At 62.6% G+C, this 16,393-nt stretch carries 15 protein-coding genes; 4 read left to right on the forward strand and 11 right to left on the reverse strand.

Annotation, left to right across the window (positions count from 1 at the left end; all coding sequences use genetic code 11):
* The first annotated feature begins 32 nt into the window (after nt 1-32).
* Nucleotides 33-431: a hypothetical protein gene (locus LB556_RS12915; RefSeq protein ID WP_224567593.1), complete on the forward strand. Its 399-nt coding sequence runs from the start codon at nt 33-35 to the stop codon at nt 429-431.
* A gap of 24 nt (nt 432-455) precedes the next feature.
* Here the strand turns inward: LB556_RS12915 and LB556_RS12920 are convergent, their stop codons facing one another.
* Together LB556_RS12920 and LB556_RS12925 are read right to left on the reverse strand one after the other, a co-directional pair.
* Nucleotides 456-2,045 carry a trimethylamine methyltransferase family protein gene (locus LB556_RS12920; RefSeq protein ID WP_224567594.1) on the reverse strand — a complete coding sequence of 530 codons (1,590 nt, stop codon included), beginning with the start codon at nt 2,043-2,045 and terminating at the stop codon, nt 456-458.
* Nucleotides 2,046-2,225: 180 nt separating this feature from the next.
* On the reverse strand, nt 2,226-3,719 hold the full coding sequence (locus tag LB556_RS12925) for a PLP-dependent aminotransferase family protein (RefSeq protein WP_140691141.1): 1,494 nt from the start codon (nt 3,717-3,719) through the stop codon (nt 2,226-2,228).
* A gap of 313 nt (nt 3,720-4,032) precedes the next feature.
* Between LB556_RS12925 and pgi the strand changes: the two genes are divergently transcribed.
* A complete protein-coding gene (gene pgi / locus LB556_RS12930) occupies nt 4,033-5,676 on the forward strand; it encodes a glucose-6-phosphate isomerase (RefSeq protein ID WP_411908584.1) in 1,644 nt (547 codons plus the stop codon).
* Nucleotides 5,677-5,681: 5 nt separating this feature from the next.
* On the forward strand, nt 5,682-6,404 hold the full coding sequence (locus LB556_RS12935) for an HAD family hydrolase (RefSeq protein WP_224567596.1): 723 nt from the start codon (nt 5,682-5,684) through the stop codon (nt 6,402-6,404).
* A 139-nt stretch (nt 6,405-6,543) separates the two neighbouring features.
* On the opposite strand, the gene LB556_RS12940 is transcribed toward LB556_RS12935, so the two are convergent.
* From LB556_RS12940 to LB556_RS12980, 9 genes are all read right to left on the reverse strand, one after another.
* Nucleotides 6,544-6,801 (reverse strand): RidA family protein, encoded by a 258-nt coding sequence (locus LB556_RS12940; protein ID WP_318011281.1) that lies wholly within the window; start codon nt 6,799-6,801, stop codon nt 6,544-6,546.
* Nucleotides 6,802-6,917: 116 nt separating this feature from the next.
* Nucleotides 6,918-7,664, reverse strand: coding sequence for a glucose 1-dehydrogenase (locus tag LB556_RS12945; protein ID WP_224567597.1), 747 nt, complete (start codon nt 7,662-7,664; stop codon nt 6,918-6,920).
* Between the two features lie 43 nt (nt 7,665-7,707).
* The gene (locus LB556_RS12950; RefSeq protein ID WP_224567598.1) at nt 7,708-8,163 is read right to left on the reverse strand and encodes an SRPBCC domain-containing protein; all 456 of its coding nucleotides are present in this window, start codon (nt 8,161-8,163) and stop codon (nt 7,708-7,710) included.
* A gap of 70 nt (nt 8,164-8,233) precedes the next feature.
* Entirely contained in the window at nt 8,234-9,139 is a 906-nt protein-coding gene (locus LB556_RS12955) for a sigma-70 family RNA polymerase sigma factor (protein WP_224567599.1), read from the reverse strand.
* 9 nt (nt 9,140-9,148) lie between these two features.
* The gene (locus LB556_RS12960) at nt 9,149-9,925 is read right to left on the reverse strand and encodes an SDR family NAD(P)-dependent oxidoreductase (protein WP_224567600.1); all 777 of its coding nucleotides are present in this window, start codon (nt 9,923-9,925) and stop codon (nt 9,149-9,151) included.
* A 10-nt stretch (nt 9,926-9,935) separates the two neighbouring features.
* Nucleotides 9,936-10,256: an antibiotic biosynthesis monooxygenase gene (locus LB556_RS12965; RefSeq protein ID WP_224567601.1), complete on the reverse strand. Its 321-nt coding sequence runs from the start codon at nt 10,254-10,256 to the stop codon at nt 9,936-9,938.
* 208 nt (nt 10,257-10,464) lie between these two features.
* A complete protein-coding gene (locus LB556_RS12970; RefSeq protein WP_224567602.1) occupies nt 10,465-11,352 on the reverse strand; it encodes a GyrI-like domain-containing protein in 888 nt (295 codons plus the stop codon).
* Between the two features lie 220 nt (nt 11,353-11,572).
* The gene (locus LB556_RS12975) at nt 11,573-12,208 is read right to left on the reverse strand and encodes a class I SAM-dependent methyltransferase (RefSeq protein WP_224568099.1); all 636 of its coding nucleotides are present in this window, start codon (nt 12,206-12,208) and stop codon (nt 11,573-11,575) included.
* Nucleotides 12,209-12,300: 92 nt separating this feature from the next.
* Nucleotides 12,301-14,328: a long-chain fatty acid--CoA ligase gene (locus LB556_RS12980; protein ID WP_318011282.1), complete on the reverse strand. Its 2,028-nt coding sequence runs from the start codon at nt 14,326-14,328 to the stop codon at nt 12,301-12,303.
* A gap of 468 nt (nt 14,329-14,796) precedes the next feature.
* Between LB556_RS12980 and LB556_RS12985 the strand changes: the two genes are divergently transcribed.
* The gene (locus tag LB556_RS12985) at nt 14,797-16,389 is read left to right on the forward strand and encodes an ABC transporter substrate-binding protein (RefSeq protein WP_224567603.1); all 1,593 of its coding nucleotides are present in this window, start codon (nt 14,797-14,799) and stop codon (nt 16,387-16,389) included.
* The last annotated feature ends 4 nt before the right edge of the window (nt 16,390-16,393 follow it).

Here is a 16,393-nt window from a genome sequence, read left to right on the forward strand (position 1 = left end):
CACCTAAGTGGTTGCAAACGGATTGGACCTTCATGGCGCAACGACGCTCTTCCCTCGGCTTCCTCGGAATGTTCGGCCGCTCGGGTGATCTGAGGCAGCTCGATACCGCCTTGCGCGGCGCCGACCTTCACCCCGCCCTCGTGCCGGAAGGTGTGAAACTTACTCTCGTCAATCTGATGAAGGACCGCTGGCCCGACGAGCCGCCGCCAGAGGCCTATCCGGACGTGGCGCGGCTGTTGAGTTATTGCGTCGCCGGCCCGGAAATCTTCGAACGCTCGCATGGTCCGCAGCAGCGGCTCGACGTGGAGCGCCGTATCGACGCCGCAGTCGAGACCGGTGACAGTTTCGACGCCCGGATCGTGCTGATGACGCTGCACGCCAAGCTGATCAATGCCGAGGTCGTCGAGCGCTATAGGTTGAGCGCCGACTGAACTGGTTTTTGACGGGAACCCGGCTTATCCGCCCATATTGGTGCGTGGCAGCTTGATCATGTCGCCGAAGCGGGCGCGCAGTTTGTCGTCGAGCAATTTCGGCACATGGCGCGGGAAACGCTCGGCAAGGACGCGCTTCTTCTCGATGATCGCCCGCTGCAGGATGTCGGGTCGGCCCTTCTCGTTCCATTCCTTCGGCGAAAACCGGTCGCCGACGGCGGGATAGAAATATTCCGTCTGCATCAGCCGCAGCGTCTGCTCGTTGCCGAGATAGTGACCCGGGCCTCTCAGGCAGACATCGGCGATGGTGTCGATCGACAGCGCCTCGTCGGTCACCTCGATGCCGCGCACGCAGCGCAGGCAATGGCCGAGCATGTCGTTGTCGATGATCAGGCTTTCGAGGCAGAAGCCGAGCAGCGAAGCATGCATGCCAGCCGATTCATAGACCAGGTTGAGCCCGGCAAGGCCGGCCATCACATCGGTGATGCCCTTCTCATAGCCGGACTGGATGTCGGGCAGCTTCGAATCCGTCATGCCCGCGGCCGAACCGCCCGGCAGGTCGTAATATTGCGCCATCTGGGCGCAGGCCGCGGTCAGCACGGCCTGCTCCGCGGAGCCGCCCGACATGGCGCCGGTGCGCAGGTCCGACACGAACGGCCAGGTGCCGAAGATCGCCGGATGCCCCGGCTTGATGGCGTTGACATAGACCAGGCCCGCCAGCACTTCGGCCACCGCCTGCACCACGGCGCCGGCAATCGCCGCCGGAGCGGTCGCCCCGGCCTGGCCGGCGGAGAGCAAAAGAATCGGGATGCCGCCCTCGACACAGGCTTCGAGCACGCCGCAGGCGTCCTCCGCGAATTTCATCGGCGGCACGACGAAGCAATTCGAGTTCGACACGAATGGCCGGGCGCGGAAATTCTCCTCGCCGCCGGCAATGGCATAGAGCATTTCGAGTGCCGGCTGCACGTTCTCGCGCACCGTGAACGAGGTGCCGACATGCTTGGATGTGCCCATCACGCAGGCATAGAGCGTGTTGAAGTCCATCTCGAGCGGATCGGGAATGTCGCGCGGCACCATCGGCCGCTGGAAGAAATGAATGTTGTCGAGCCCTTCGACGATGCGGGCGGCGTCATAGATGTCCTGCAGCAGCGACTCGCGGTATTCGCGCTTCTCGACATCGACCAGATGGACGGCGGCTCCCGCGGTGCCGTAATGCACGCGCTTGCCCTGGATCACCATGTCGTGTTTGGGATCCTGGCCGTGCAAGGTGAAATTGCGTGCCGCCTTCTTGATCGTATCGAGCACCAGCGCGCGGGGGAAACGGATGCGGCCATCGTCGCCATAGGTGGCGCCGGCCGTGGTCAGCGCCTCGATACAGGAGGGGATGGCATTGGCGAAGCCGACTGTCTCCAGCAGCGTCAGCACCGCCTCGTGGATGCGCTCCCGATCACTGCCCTTGAGCGGTCCGTAGCTGCCGCCCTCGAGCCCGGCGCGCACCGGCCTGATGTCGTCGGCCAGCGGCGCTGCCCGCATGGCGCGGCGCGCTTCGCGTCCGCCGGAGCGACGCGAGCGTTGATCCGCCGCCGCTTCCTGCTTTTCAAGAACCACAGACATGGAGGCACTCCACCTTTGCTGAGAAACAGCGCGGCGGTTGGTCCACCATCGGCTGCTTCTTCCCCTTTGTGCCACGACTATGCCGCCGGCATTGGCACAGCCTATGAGCCAGCCGGTCCGGTTGCATATGCCAGGGCTAAAGGAGCCGAAGCCGCCATTGCGCGGCTCCGGTCAGTGGAATCAGGCGGCGGCGGGCCTGCGGCCGGCGGCGGTGGCCAGTTCGCGGATGCCGGGCTCGATGTGCTGCAGCGCGATCGAGGAAATGCCCAACCGCATGAAACGCGAAGGCTTTTCGGTGCGGTCGAAGAAGCGGTCGCCCGGCTCGATGATGACGCTGCGCGAGGCCGCGGCCTCGGCCAAACCGCGCGAATCGGTGCCCCGTGGCCCTTCCAGCCATAGCGACGTACCGCCGGCCGAGTCCGTCGAACGCCATTCCGGCAGGAAAGCGGAAATCGCATGGACCAGACGCTTGCGCCGTTCGTCGAAGGCGCTCGACAGCCGCCGGACCAGCGCTTCGTGATGGCCGAGCGACAGGAACAGTGCCACGGCGCGCTGATTGTTGGCCGGCGGATGGCGCAGCATGAAACGGCGCAGCGCCCTGAGTTCGGCGATTAGTCCAGCCGAGGCGACGATATAGCCAAGCCGCAGGCCGGGGGCCAGCGTCTTCGACATCGAGCCGACATAGACGACGCGGCCCGAGCGGTCGAGGCTCTTCAGCGCCTGCTGCGGCGCCTCGTCGAGAAGCTGGCTGTCATAGCCGTCCTCGATGATGATCTGGTTGTGCCGGTTGGCGCGCGCCAGAAGGTCCTGCCGCCGCTCCGCCGACAACGGCACCATGGTCGGGCAATGATGGCTGGGGGTGACGAACACGAAGCCGGAATCGTTGGGAATTGAGGACGTTACGATGCCGGACTGGTCGACCGGCACCGGTTGGATGTCGGCACCCGCGAGGCGGAAGATGGAGCGCGCGTCGGGGTAGCCTGGATCCTCCATCGCCACCTTCGAGCCCTTGGTCATCAGCAGCGAAGCCAGCATGTAGAGCGCGTTCTGGGCGCCCAACGTGACGATGATTTCGTCGGGATTGGCGAAGATGCCGCGCCTGGGCAGCAGCCGCGCCTGGATCTGCTCGATCAGCAGCGGATCGTCGCGGTCGACCATGTCGGACGCCCAGTTGCGGATTTCCAGCACGGCCAGCGCCATGCGGTTGCACTCGCGCCACTCGGCGGTCGGGAACAGTGCCGGGTCGAACTGGCCGTAGACGAAGGGATAGGACGACTTGATCCAGTTCTCGTGCTTGGCCGGTGGCGGCATGTCGCTGGCAGCGATCTGCCGGCGTGCCTTCCAGTCGATTTCGTTGGCCTGGTCGGGCGCCTTCTGGTGCGGCTTGGCGGGTGTCGCCAGCACGTCCGGATTGACGAAATGGCCGCGCCGCTCGCGCGCCACCAGAAAACCCTGGTCGACGAGTTGCTGGAAGGCCAGCACCACGGTGCCACGCGCCACTCCGAGTTTTTCGGCCAGGATCCGGCAGGAAGGGAGCGGCATCGAAGCGGCGATCTGGCGGTCGAGAATCGCGGCCACGATGGCTTGGCGGATTTGCGCCTGCAAAGTCTGTCCGGATTCAGCCGAAATCCGGAACAGGCCGGACCATATCGCCGTGTCGTTTCTCTGTGGCATGGAAGATGTTCCTCGATGGCCAGCCTTTTCTGCTTGGCTGGACCAGCCGAACGTACCCGTGGCATAAGGGGTTGCGCCAATCAATTTTTCTGATCTTTGGGATTTATGCCAGTGATCCTTCAAGCTCGAAATATGGCGCGGCCCTCGCTGCCCGATCGCCCTGCTCGATACATTGTGTCATTGCATCGTGATGCGCTGCGTCATCGCCACGTATTGACCGGATGGAATTCGGCTCAATAGTTTCGGCGCGACGACACGTGCCGGAAACATCCGGTCTGATATGGTGCGTCCAAAACGCCAGGAGTCCCCGCCAGTGGATCAGTCAGCCTTCCAGAAACAACTTGCCGCCCTGCGCGACCATCGCGCCGCGGCGCCCGCCAGCATGCGCCAGGTCTTCGCCGACGATCCGCAGCGGTTCAAGACATTCTCCGCCACCGATGGTGACCTGCTGCTCGACTGGTCGAAATGCGCCGTCGACGCGGCGACCATGGATCTCCTGGCAAAGCTGGCCGTCGCCGCCGATCTCGAAGGCCGCCGCGCCGCCATGTTCGCCGGCGAGAAGATCAACGTCACCGAAGACCGCGCCGTTCTGCACACCGCGCTGCGCAACCTCAGCGGCAAGGGCGTCACGGTCGACGGCCAGGACGTCAAGGCGGATGTCATTTCCGTGCTTGATGCGATGGGCGCCTTCGCCGACGCCGTCCGTTCCGGCAAGGCGACCGGCGCCACCGGCAAGAAGATCACCGACATCGTCAACATCGGCATCGGCGGCTCCGACCTCGGCCCGGCCATGGCGACGCTGGCGCTCGCCCCCTATCATGACGGACCGCGCGCGCATTACGTCTCCAACATCGATGGCGCTCATATCCACGACACGCTGAAGGGGCTGTCCGCCGAAACCACGCTGTTCATCATCGCCTCCAAGACCTTCACCACGGTCGAGACGATGACCAATGCCGAGACGGCCCGCAAATGGGTGCAGGAGGCGCTCGGCAAGGAAGCCGTCGGCAAGCATTTCGCCGCCGTCTCGACCGCGCTTGATCTCGTGGCCAGGTTCGGCATCGAGCAGGATCGCGTCTTCGGCTTCTGGGACTGGGTCGGTGGCCGCTATTCGCTGTGGGGCGCCATCGGCCTGCCGGTCATGATCGCCGTCGGCCCGCGGAATTTCCGCGCTTTTCTCGACGGCGCGCACGAGATGGACGAACATTTCCGCACCGCGCCGTTGCCTGAGAATTTGCCGGCGCTTCTGGGGCTTGTCGGCTGGTGGCACCGCGTGATCTGCGGCTATCCGGCCCGCGCGGTCATCCCCTACGACCAGCGCCTGTCCAGGCTGCCGGCCTATCTGCAACAACTGGACATGGAATCGAACGGCAAGAGCGTCACCCTTGACGGCACGCCGGTGACGACGCCGACCGGGCCGCTGGTCTGGGGCGAGCCAGGCACCAACGGGCAGCACGCCTTCTTCCAACTCCTGCACCAGGGCACCGATCTGATTCCGGTCGAGTTCCTTGCCGCCGCGGTCGGCCACGAGCCTGATCTCAAGCATCAGCATGACCTGCTGCTCGCCAACTGCCTGGCGCAATCGGAAGCCTTGATGAAGGGCCGCACGCTGGAGGAGGCGCGCGCGCAGATGCTGGCCAAGGGCATGAAGCCTGCCGACGTCGATCGCATCGCGCCGCACCGCGTCTTCTCCGGCAACCGGCCCTCGATGACCATCCTCTACCGCAAGCTCGACCCGCGCACCCTCGGTCGGCTGATCGCGCTCTACGAACATCGTGTCTTCGTCGAGGGAACGCTGTTCAACATCAATTCCTTCGACCAGTGGGGCGTCGAACTCGGCAAGGAATTGGCGACCGGCCTGCTGCCTGTCGTGGAAGGCAGGGAAAGCGCCGCAAATCGGGACGCTTCGACAAGAGGCCTTGTGGAATGCATCCACCAATTGCGTGGTTCGGAGTAAAGGGTTTGGCAGATATCAAGGGGATATTGTTCGATAAGGATGGGACACTTGTCGACTTCAACGCGACCTGGCTTGGCGTCGCCGACTTCATGGCCATGGATGCATCCGATGGCGACCGCTGGAAGGCCGACAGGCTGCTCTCGGCCGCGGGCTTCGATTTCGCCAACCGGCGCTTCAAGCCCGACTCCATCTTTGCCTCCGGCACCAATCTCGACGTTGTCGAACTGTGGTTTCCGCGGCTCTCGAACGAAGACCAGATGCTGGCCGTCGCCCGCTTCAACCAGATCACCTCGGTGCAGGGCTCGGCGATGGCGGTGGCGCTGCCCGGCGTCGTCGACACGCTGGCGCTGCTGCACAAGCGATCCTACCGGCTCGGCGTCGCCACCAACGATTCGACCAGCGGCGCCGAGAAGACCCTGGTCACGCTTGGCGTCGCGCAACTGTTCGACGCCGCCTACGGTTATGACGCAGTGGCGAACCCCAAGCCCGCCCCCGACACCATCCAGGCCTTTTGCGATCTTACCGGGCTGAAGCCGGCGGAAATCGCCATGGTCGGCGATAACAGGCACGATCTCGAAATGGCGCGCTCCGGCGGCTGCGGCCTCGCGGTCGGCGTGCTTTCCGGCACCGGCACGCGCGAGTCGCTGGCCGAGATCGCCGACGTCATCCTGGATTCGGTTGCCGATCTGCCGGATTTCCTGTCGGCGCGGGTCAAGGAGACCGTTTGATCAGGAAGGGGGCAAAAGGCACTTTGCCATCGATGGCCGAGATAGCCGGGATCTGACGGACAAGTTCCACCATCAGAAGCGAGTGAGCAGACATTCAGCTCGATAGAAGCGACTGTCTGTGAGCCAGTTTGATTTAGGTTTACGCTACCGCAATAGCCTCTATTTCGAGAAGCCACGATTCATCATAGATGCCAGCAATAACCACGGTTAGAGCAGCTTCTTGATCGCCCAATACCTCCCGTCGCACTTCCGAATTGATCTGCCGATAACGTCGATCGCTCAAAAAAGTCGTATGCTTTACGATGTTTTCCAGGCCCATATCTGCCGCCAAGAGCTGTGCCTCGACGTTGCGCCACGCAAGCAAAGCTTGGTCGCGAAAACTTTCTGGCCTGCGCATAATCCCCGGACGCTACGGGCGCTTCAGGCGAATTGATGCTGCGTTTTCTCATGGAACGTCCTTTCAATCGCATCGCCGCGATAGTCATCTTCTGGCTCGGAAAACAAGCCTTGAGCCTAGAACGCGCCTCCGCCTGCGCCGAGTTCCTGCCCCGTGATCCACCGCGCTTCATTGCTCGCCAAAAAGAGGGCGACGTCCGCCACATCCTCAGGTTCGCCAATTCGCTTGAACGGTGATGCCTCGGCTGCCACGCGGCTATCGCGCTCCGGCAAGAGGTCCGTTTTCGTATAGCCTGGAAGTATCGCGTTGACGGTGATGGTGCGCGGTCCGAGCTCCTGCGCCACGGTGCGGACGAGTTGTTCGATGGTTCCCTTGCTCGCCAGGTAGAGAGCGTTGCCCGGTAGCATTCTCACGCCGCCGGTCGACGTGACGATGATGCGACCGCCGTTCCGCAGGCGCTTTGCTGCCTCCTGGACGATGAAGAAGACGCCCTTGGCGTTGATGTTGAACACGTGGTCGTAATCGTCTTCGGTGAATTCGACGAATGGCTTGATAACTGCCGTGGCCGCGTTCGCGACGACGATGTCAATCCCTCCAAAGGCGGTCTCGGCTTCGTCAAACAGGCGCTGGATTTCCTCGACACGAGACATATCAGCCTTCACCGCGAGCGCCTTGCCTTCGCCTTCCGCGATTGTCCGAACCGTGTCGTTCGCGGCCGCATCGTTCGAAACGTAGTTGACGACGACTGCAGCGCCCTCCCGCCCCAAGCGTTCTGAGATGGCTCGGCCGATGCCGCGAGAGCCGCCCGCGACGATCGCGACCTTGTCGCGCAGATCAAATGCGAAGTGATGGGGAGCTGACATTTCACGTCTCCTGGGTTGCGCACGGGCAGTCATGGCATGAGGTCTAGGAAACGTCCGTCAAGCGCTTGTTCAGGCCGGTACGAAGATTGACGCCGAACTGCAGATAGGCCTTCAGAGCGCAAAGCGTGTAGGTCCATCCCGCATTCTGGCCGAGCGCGAGCTTCACACCGTCTTCGTTCAGTTCAAAACTCGAATCGGTGACCGTAACGACCGTCGCGTTACCCCCGTCCGCTTCGAATTCGATCGTCGTGCGCAGCAACTGGCCGAGTGCCGTCGATTCGTAGACAATCTCGCTGTTGTTCTTCACGGTTAGGACATAGATAGCCACCTTCGCGTCGACATCGGCGAATTCCCATGTCACATGAGCGCCCTCCTCGATCGGGCCGCTCGCGCCGCTGATGAAATAATTGGCCATCCTGGCCGGATCGACCACGGCATCGAAAACGTCGCGGACGGGTTTGAGTATCCGCTCTCGGACTTTCACATCAAAGGTCATCATTCGTCTCCTTTGCATTTCACGGCGGCCACCTCGGACGCCATTTTCCCCTTTTCCGGCTGCGATATTGCCGTCATTTTCGCCTTTCCCTCCATGGAGGGCGCTTCTCACGGGTTCCGCAATCGCCGCATCCGCACGCCTTCGATCGCATAACGCGCGAACAGGAAGTCGTGGATCGACACGACCTTTCCACCGCTGAACGACAGCGCGACAAAGTAGGCTGGTTGGTCGAGCGATACTTCGCGATCGTAGACCAGCATTGCGGGGCGCCCTTCGACCAACCCGGCTTCAAATGCCCATTGTTCGCACGCCGCGTAGCGGCCGTAATATTCGCCGATTTCAGTTTTCCATCCCTGGTCAGCTTCGAAACGAGATCAAGCCGCACGTCCTCGGCAAGCGTGGCGCGCACCGCGTCGAAGCCGCCGTTTCTGAAGCCGTCGACATAGGCGGCGAGGCGCTTCTTCATCTCGTCGGGCAGGGTCGGCAGCTCGATATCCTCCGGTTCTTCGACGAACGCACGAAGGGCGGCGCGCGCTCGCTGCAGTGCCGATTTTGCCACCGGGGCGCTCACGCCGTTGACCTCGGCGATTTCCTCCAACGAATGACCGAGCGCGTCCTTCATGACGACGACGCTGCGCTGGAGCGGCGGAAGCCGCATGAAGGTTTGGATCGATGCAGCTGCGACCTGCGGATCAGGCGACGGGAACGTCGCGGTCATCTCCACATCCTCCAAGTTCTCGAACGTCGGCGCGCGACGTCGATGGCGCAAGAAATCGTGCGCCGTGTTGTGCGCGATACGGAACAGCCAGCCCTCAGGGATGGCCAAGATTTCGCCGCCCCAGGCGGTCACCGCCTTCAGGTAGGCACCCTGCACGATATCCTCGGCGTCAATGGTCGAACCGACCATCCTCGCGCAGTATCGATGCAGCCTCGGCCGCATCGTCGACAGCAGCTTTTCGAGTTCGTGCTGGCCGGTCATTAGGCCGCCTCAATCGAGCGGAATGGGCTGTACGTCGGCGCGAATGCCGTAGGCCACACCGGTTCCGTAAGCGGGGTCACCGAGCAGTTCGGCGACCTGCCGTCCGACCTGTTCCGGCGTAAGATGGGAGCCATAGCGCCCAAGAATATGCTCGTCGATCGTGATCCCCTCGGCCTCGGCATATGCCGCCGCGACGGTGCAGCCAAGTTCGGTGCCGGCCATGAGTTGCGACGGCACAAGGACCTGAAAACGGATACCGAGGTCGCGTTCGCGGGAAACCGCGTTGGCCTGATGCGCCATGAACCAGACCATGCGCTTGGCACCGACATAGCCGCCGGACATTCGCAGGTGCTCCGGCCGTATCGCCGGCAGACTCATCACCATGGCTGCACCGCTCGATGTGACCAGCACGCGCGAGCCCGGCCGCAACGGCTTGTCCAACGCGGCCTGGATACCGACGAAGGTCGCCTTTACGTCGGTGTTCCAGATCGCCGAAAAGTCCTCCCAATTCTGATGGTCCAACCTCTTGGCCGCGAGGCGCGCGCCTGCATTGAGGACCAGGATGTCGGGATCGAGATCCTCAATCGCGCGGGCCATCAGGGCAGCGTCGGTCGCATCGCCCGCGATGCTTCGCGCACCGGCATCCCGTGCCGCGGCGAGCTTGTCATCATGTCTTGCGATCGCGGTCACTTCCGCGCCCTTTCCGACGAGCGATCGAACCATCTCGAGGCCGATCCCGGTGCTGCCGCCCGTCACGATTGTCCGCTTGTTCTCCAGCCTGCTCATTGTCGCCCCCTCAGGCTGCGCGCGCGTGCACAACGACACCCACTGTCGATTCGAAGGTGGCGAGCGCCTTGATCCTTGGAAAGTAGGCGAGCATGCGCTCATCCGACTGCATGCCCTTGACCGCGTCGGCATCGCGCCACTGCGACACAATGATGACCCGCGATCCGTCGGCGCTCGCAACAAGACTGCTCGAAACCCAGCCGTCCAGAGTTGCAATCACGCGATCCATGTTTTCGCGAAGCAGGGCGAGCAGGACGTTCTGATCAGCCGGTGCACAGGTCAGCACGTTCACCAGCGTTGTGGCGTCTTGTCGCAAGGCTAGGTTTTCCATCTTCAACTCTCCTTCGAACGGGAATCGGCGTTACTATCAAGCTAGACGTCGGGCCGAGGCCGAACGGATCGCGCCATGAAAAATATCTACTTCCTTTCGGGAGATACCGCGGCGGCTGTCCTCAAAGGTGGGTGACCGGCGGGCCTGCCGCATCGTCGCCGTTGACCTCGATGCTTGCGGCCGGAAGCAAGAAGCTACGATCCGAGCATCATTTCAGCGGCAGAAATAGTTCCGCGATCACTTCATGCATCGGCACGTCCGGCAGGAGGGAAAGTCGTCGTTGGCTATACATCGGGAAGTCACGCGCCTCCTCGCCGCTGGCCGGAAGCCAGTCACGATAAAGATAGAGCGCGGCGGGCTCGAGATTGTTGGAAGCGCCGTTGGCGACGCGCAGCACGGCGCATCGTCCACCGGGGATCACCCCCGCCCTCATCTGGGCGTCATTCGCTTCGATCGGCTGATCGGTCCCAATACAGAGGTCCACGCTGTACTCAGCCGGGATAGCGGGTTGCCTTTCGGAACGGAAGATCATGAAGGTGGGGCTTGTCTCGGGCGACAGGCCAGCGGCCTTGCGCCAGGCCCTGAACCGCTGACTGGTGCCTCCAAACGCTACCCGATCGCCCCGGTGCTCCATGATCGCCACCGGCGTGGGGGGCATGTTGCGGATCGTTACGTCGTCGTGGTCATAGATAATCTGCATGAGTTTGTTCCTTGCATTGTCGAAAGGCCCGAAGGCCGCAAGCCACGACGCCCAATCGGGCGACTTCCGGAACGACGAAGGCGATTGCTCGAACCGTTGCCGAAATGCGCGGGCGAAAGAATCCGGTGCATCGTAGCCGGCATCCAGCGCTATATCCGTGACGCTCTGGGCCTCCTTCGAGGCCAGCCGGTGCGAAGCACGCTTCATGCGGGCAAGCTGGACGTAGCGATGCACGGACAATCCAAAGGTCGCCGTAAACTGCCGGTGGAAATGAAATTTGGAAAAGGCCGCGACGCGGCTAACCGTTTCCAGTTGCAGGTCACCGTCAAGATGCCCGTCTATATAGTCCAACACCCGCTGCATTCGGGCATGGTAGTTTTGAAGCGCTGCGTCCATCGTTCCTTGCTCCGTGGCAGTCTTATCTAGTCCCCGTGGCCACAATGCGCTCGACCGATCTTGCGGTTTGCGATCGGTCAAGCGGAAACGCTTCACGTCCGCTTAGAGACGAGCGCCAGCAACAGGCGCAAAGCGGTCGTTCATGTTGGACGTAAGCGAGCATCGCGTCGAACCCCGGCCGTTCCAGCGATTTGGCTTTGGTCGTCGCCCTACCGCTGGACTATTTCGCCTCGAACGAAAACACCCCGCTCGGCTTGCTTGCAGCACCCTTCGTATCGCCGAAATCCGGCACCTGATATTCGGCGAGTAGCCGCAATCGGGACAGCGGCAGGTCACTGCGGCGGGGGTCGCCGATCAGCACCTCGATGCCGGCTACCAGGCAGCGATCGAGGAACGGAATAACCCGCAGGGCAACCTCGCTGGAGTAGAACACGTCGCCTGCGAGCACCAGATCCACGGCGGGCGCCGGCCCCGTGGTGATGTCGTTCCCGATTATCGTGATCGCGACGCCATTGGCCGCTGCGTTCAGCGCGATCGCGGCAACGCCGTTGCGGTCGATCTCGGCGGCTATCACCTCACGCGCGCCGGCCTTCGCGGCGGCAATGCCGACAATGCCGGAGCCGGCGCCGAGGTCGAGCACGCGCCGGCCCGCCACGATCTGCGGATGGTCGAGGATATGGCGCGCCAGCACGGCGCCGCCGGCCCACGCATAAGCCCAGTAAGGCGGTTGCGCTTCCGGCATGCCCTCGTCGGCATCTTCGTCGTCTTGTGGGTCGACGAGGCGCCTCAACCCGCTGCCTGGGTGGGCGCTGTAAAGCCGGATTTCGGGCACCGAGGGCACCGGCACAAGGCGCATGTTCGCCTTGATGAACTCCGCCGGATCGAGCCGTTGGCGCCTGTCCGGAAAACCGTTGCCGAGCACCTCGTCGTCGATCGTATCGTCACCCACTATTCGCGCAAAGCCCGGCGCAGGATCTTGCCCACTGGCGTCTTCGGCAATTCGGTCCTGAACTCGATATATTTGGGCCGCTTGTAGCCGGTCAGGTTCTCCCGGCAAAAAGCGGTGATGGCTTCGGCGGTCAGGGCCGGATCCTTCTTGACGATGAACAGCTTCGGCACTTCGCCGGAATGCTCGTCCGGCACGCCGATCGCGGCCACTTCGAGCACGCCTGGATGCAGCGCCACGACCTCCTCGAGTTCGGTCGGATAGACGTTGAAGCCGGAGACGAGGATCATGTCCTTCTTGCGGTCGACGATCTTTGTGTAGCCGCGCTCGTCCATGAAGCCCATGTCGCCCGATTTGAAGAAACCATCCTTGGTCATCACCCCTGCGGTCTCGTCCGGCCGGTTCCAGTAACCGGCCATAACCTGCGGCCCCTTGATGCAGATCTCGCCGACCTCGCCCAGCGGCACGTTGTTGCCATCGTCGTCGCGGATGGCGATTTCGGTCGAGGGCAGCGGCAGGCCGATGGTGCCGGTGAAGTCGCCCGAACTGAACTTGTTGGCCGTCGCCACCGGCGAGGTCTCCGAAAGGCCATAGCCTTCGCTGATGGGGCAACCGGTCAGGGCTTTCCAGCGCTCGGCAACGCCCTTCTGTACCGCCATGCCGCCACCCAGGGTCAGCAGCAGCGGCTTGAAGTCGAGCTTGCGGAAGTCCTCATTGTTGAGCAGCGCATTGAACAGCGTGTTGAGGCCCGGAAAGATATGGATCGGATATTTGCCCATTTCCTTGACGAAGCCGGGGATGTCGCGCGGATTGGGGATCAGTATGTTCTGTCCTCCCATTTGCATGCCCATCAGCGCGTTCACCGTCAGCGCGAAGATGTGGTAGAGCGGCAATGCGCAGACCAGGTTGAGATGCGCAGGCTTTGGCTTGACGGTGTAGGCGTCCTGCAGCCACAGCGAGTTCTGCGCGACGTTGGCCAGTACATTGCTGTGCAGGAGGGTCGCGCCTTTCGAGATACCGGTGGTGCCGCCGGTATATTGCAGGAAGGCGACGTCACTGGCGGCCACCGCGGCCGGCTTGAAAGCCATGCCGCGGCCAGCCTTCAGGGCCGCATTGAACTTGACATGGCTGGGCAATGACCAGGCCGGCACCATTTTCTTGACGCGGCGCACCACCAGATTGACGATCGAGCCCTTCAGGCCGCCGAGCATGTCGCCCATGGCCGCGACGACGACGTGCTTGACCGAGGTCCTGGCGACCACCGCCTGCAAGGTGTTGGCGAAGTTTTCGAGGATGACGATGGCCTGCGCCCCGGAATCCTTGAGCTGATGCTCCAGTTCGCGCGGCGTGTAGAGCGGATTGACGTTCACCACCGTGAAGCCGGCGCGGGCCACCGCCATCATCGCCACGGGATACTGCAGCACGTTCGGCATCATCAGGGCGACGCGCGCGCCCTTCTGCAATCCGGTGGACTGCAGGTAGGCACCGAAGGCCTCCGAAAGCTGTTCGAGTTGCGCGTAGGTAATGGACTTGCCCATGCAGGTGAAAGCCGGCTGACCGGCGAACTGCTTGCAGGCGCCAACGAGGAAGTCGCCGATGGAATTGTAGGGAAGGGCGTCGATCTCGGCCGGCATGTTCTTGGGATAGCTGTTGAGCCATGGCTTTTTCGGCAGCCCGGCGGCAAGTTCGGTGAGCGCCTTCGGCAGCCGCTGGCTGGTTGCGGCCGCCGGCTTCGAGACCGGTGCCGTCTTTGCCGCTGGCGAACTCTTCGTCGCCGCGGCCTTGCCCGGTTTAGCCTTGCCCGGTTCTGCCTTGGTTGCCGAGGCTTTTGCCGCCGTGGCCTTTGTCGCCGGCTTCTTGGCGGTCCCGGCGGGGGCCGCTGCTTTTGCCTTTGGGGTATTCCTGGCGGGTTTGGCCGCCTTCGCGGTCGTGGCTTTGCCCGCGGCCTTGCCTTGCCCATCCGCACCGGCGGATAGTTTCGAGACCGCCTTGGCCGGCGCCTTCACCGGCGCCTTAGATGCTTTTGCCACCCGTTCCTCCTCGACAACCCTGCTCGCCTGTATCTCGTTGGCCCGTGCCGCGCCGCCTCCGGATTGAGGGAGACGTCCTCCGCTGCCGCGAGTTGTCCATCTATGTATTGCCTCTATCGGCGGTGGTGCAAGCCTTGCCCCTGCGGCAAGACGCCGAAAGATTTGCCGCCGAAAATCCTTGCCGGCGGCAGCACCTGGAACGGGCATCTTCCGCGTTCGCGGCCGAGTGGCGAAGGGACCGGACCCCCGTGCCGCCGACGCGCGGATCAACAAAAAAATTGCAGTCGTTAATAATAACGTGAATAGAAAAAACTGCTAATTTTTTCTGCCATTTAACGAAATGGCGGATTTTTTTCCTGCTTCCCGCGGGGTAAGCAAACGGGGTGTTCCAAAGCTGGAAAAACGGTGCTTATATGCGCGCTTCGCGAGCCTGATAGAGGGGCTTGGAAGAACATCAGGGAGTGCTCAATGAAGAAGAAATTGACTTTTGCAGCCGCGTTGCTGGCTGCAAGCGTCCTGGGCGGCGTGGCCAACGCGAAAACTCTGGTCTATTGCGCGGAGGCGTCGCCAGAAGGTTTCGATCCGGCGCCGTACACCGCCGGACAGACGTTCGATGCGTCCTCGCGTACCGTTTTCAACCGCCTCGTCGAATTCGATCACGGCAAGACCTCGATCTCGCCCGGGCTGGCTGAGAGCTGGACGATTTCCGACGACGGCAAGGAATACACCTTCAAGCTGCGCAAGGGCGTCAAGTTCGCGCCCACCGACTATTTTACCCCGACGCGCGACATGAACGCCGACGACGTCGTGTTCTCCTTCGAGCGCCAGGTCGACAAGAACGGTCCCTGGTTCCAGTACATACCGGGCATCGCCTATCAGTATTACAACGACCAGTTTGGCGACAACATCACCAAGGTCGAGAAGGTCGACGACCTGACCGTGAAGTTCACCCTCAAGGAACCGGCGATCACCTTCATCCCGACGCTGGGCATGGATTTTGCCTCGGTCGTCTCGAAGGAATATGCCGACAAGCTGCAGGCCGACAAGACGCCTGAGCTGTTCAACCAGAAGCCCGTCGGCACCGGCCCGTTCATCTTCGTCGACTACCAGACCGATGCCGCAATCCGCTACAAGGCCAACCCGGACTATTGGGGCGGCAAGCAGAAGATCGACGATCTGGTCTTCGCCATCACCACCGATCCGGCGGTCCGCGCGCAGAAGCTCAAGGCCGGCGAATGCAACATCATGTCCTACCCGGCGCCGGCCGACATCGCCGGCCTGCAGGCTGATCCGAACCTGACGGTTGCGGAGCAGGAAGGCCTGAACGTCGGCGCGCTGATGTACAACACCCAGCAGAAGCCGTTCGACGACGTGCGCGTCCGCAAGGCGCTCAACATGGCCATCAACAAGAAGGCCATCATCGACGCCGTGTTCCAGGGCGCCGGCCAGGTGGCGATCAACCCGATCCCGCCGACCATGTGGTCCTACAACAAGAACATCAAGGACGATCCGTACGATCCGGACGCGGCCAAGAAGCTGCTCGCGGAAGCCGGCGTCAAGGACCTCAAAATGAACGTCTGGGCGATGCCGGTCTCGCGGCCGTACATGCCGAACGCGCGCCGCACCGCCGAACTGATCCAGGCCGACTTCGCCAAGGTCGGCGTCACCGTCAACATCGTCAGCTATGACTGGGGTGAATATCTCAAGCGCGCTTCGGCGGTCGATCACGACGGCGCCGTCATCGTCGGCTGGACCGGCGACAATGGCGATCCGGACAATTTCCTCGGCGTGCTCCTGAGCTGCGCTTCCGTCGGTTCCAACAACCGTGCGGAATGGTGCAACAAGGACTTCGATGCGCTCATCAACAAGGCCAAGACGGTTTCCGACCAGGCCGAGCGCACCAAGCTCTACGAACAGGCACAAGTCATCTTCAAGGAGCAGGCACCGTGGGCGACGCTCGCCCACTCCAAGGTGTTCATGCCGATGCAGAAGACCGTCTCCGGCTTTGCGATGGATCCGCTCGGCATCCACCGCTTTGACGGCGTCGATATCGCCGAATAAGGTT

It is taken from the genome of Mesorhizobium sp. ES1-4 (assembly GCF_020164745.1).
Taxonomy (GTDB): domain Bacteria; phylum Pseudomonadota; class Alphaproteobacteria; order Rhizobiales; family Rhizobiaceae; genus Mesorhizobium.

Coding starts and splice junctions, on each gene's coding strand:
- LB556_RS12975 (WP_224568099.1), bottom strand. CDS start 12,208: ATGCGCCTTGTGCCGGTGCCCTCGGTGCCCGAAATCCGGCTTTACAGC.
- LB556_RS12965 (WP_224567601.1), bottom strand. CDS start 10,256: ATGGAAAACCTAGCCTTGCGACAAGACGCCACAACGCTGGTGAACGTG.
- LB556_RS12945 (WP_224567597.1), bottom strand. CDS start 7,664: ATGTCAGCTCCCCATCACTTCGCATTTGATCTGCGCGACAAGGTCGCG.
- LB556_RS12960 (WP_224567600.1), bottom strand. CDS start 9,925: ATGAGCAGGCTGGAGAACAAGCGGACAATCGTGACGGGCGGCAGCACC.
- LB556_RS12920 (WP_224567594.1), bottom strand. CDS start 2,045: ATGTCTGTGGTTCTTGAAAAGCAGGAAGCGGCGGCGGATCAACGCTCG.
- LB556_RS12950 (WP_224567598.1), bottom strand. CDS start 8,163: ATGATGACCTTTGATGTGAAAGTCCGAGAGCGGATACTCAAACCCGTC.
- LB556_RS12955 (WP_224567599.1), bottom strand. CDS start 9,139: ATGACCGGCCAGCACGAACTCGAAAAGCTGCTGTCGACGATGCGGCCG.
- LB556_RS12970 (WP_224567602.1), bottom strand. CDS start 11,352: ATGGACGCAGCGCTTCAAAACTACCATGCCCGAATGCAGCGGGTGTTG.
- LB556_RS12940 (WP_318011281.1), bottom strand. CDS start 6,801: ATGCGCAGGCCAGAAAGTTTTCGCGACCAAGCTTTGCTTGCGTGGCGC.
- LB556_RS12985 (WP_224567603.1), top strand. CDS start 14,797: ATGAAGAAGAAATTGACTTTTGCAGCCGCGTTGCTGGCTGCAAGCGTC.
- LB556_RS12915 (WP_224567593.1), top strand. CDS start 33: ATGGCGCAACGACGCTCTTCCCTCGGCTTCCTCGGAATGTTCGGCCGC.
- LB556_RS12925 (WP_140691141.1), bottom strand. CDS start 3,719: ATGCCACAGAGAAACGACACGGCGATATGGTCCGGCCTGTTCCGGATT.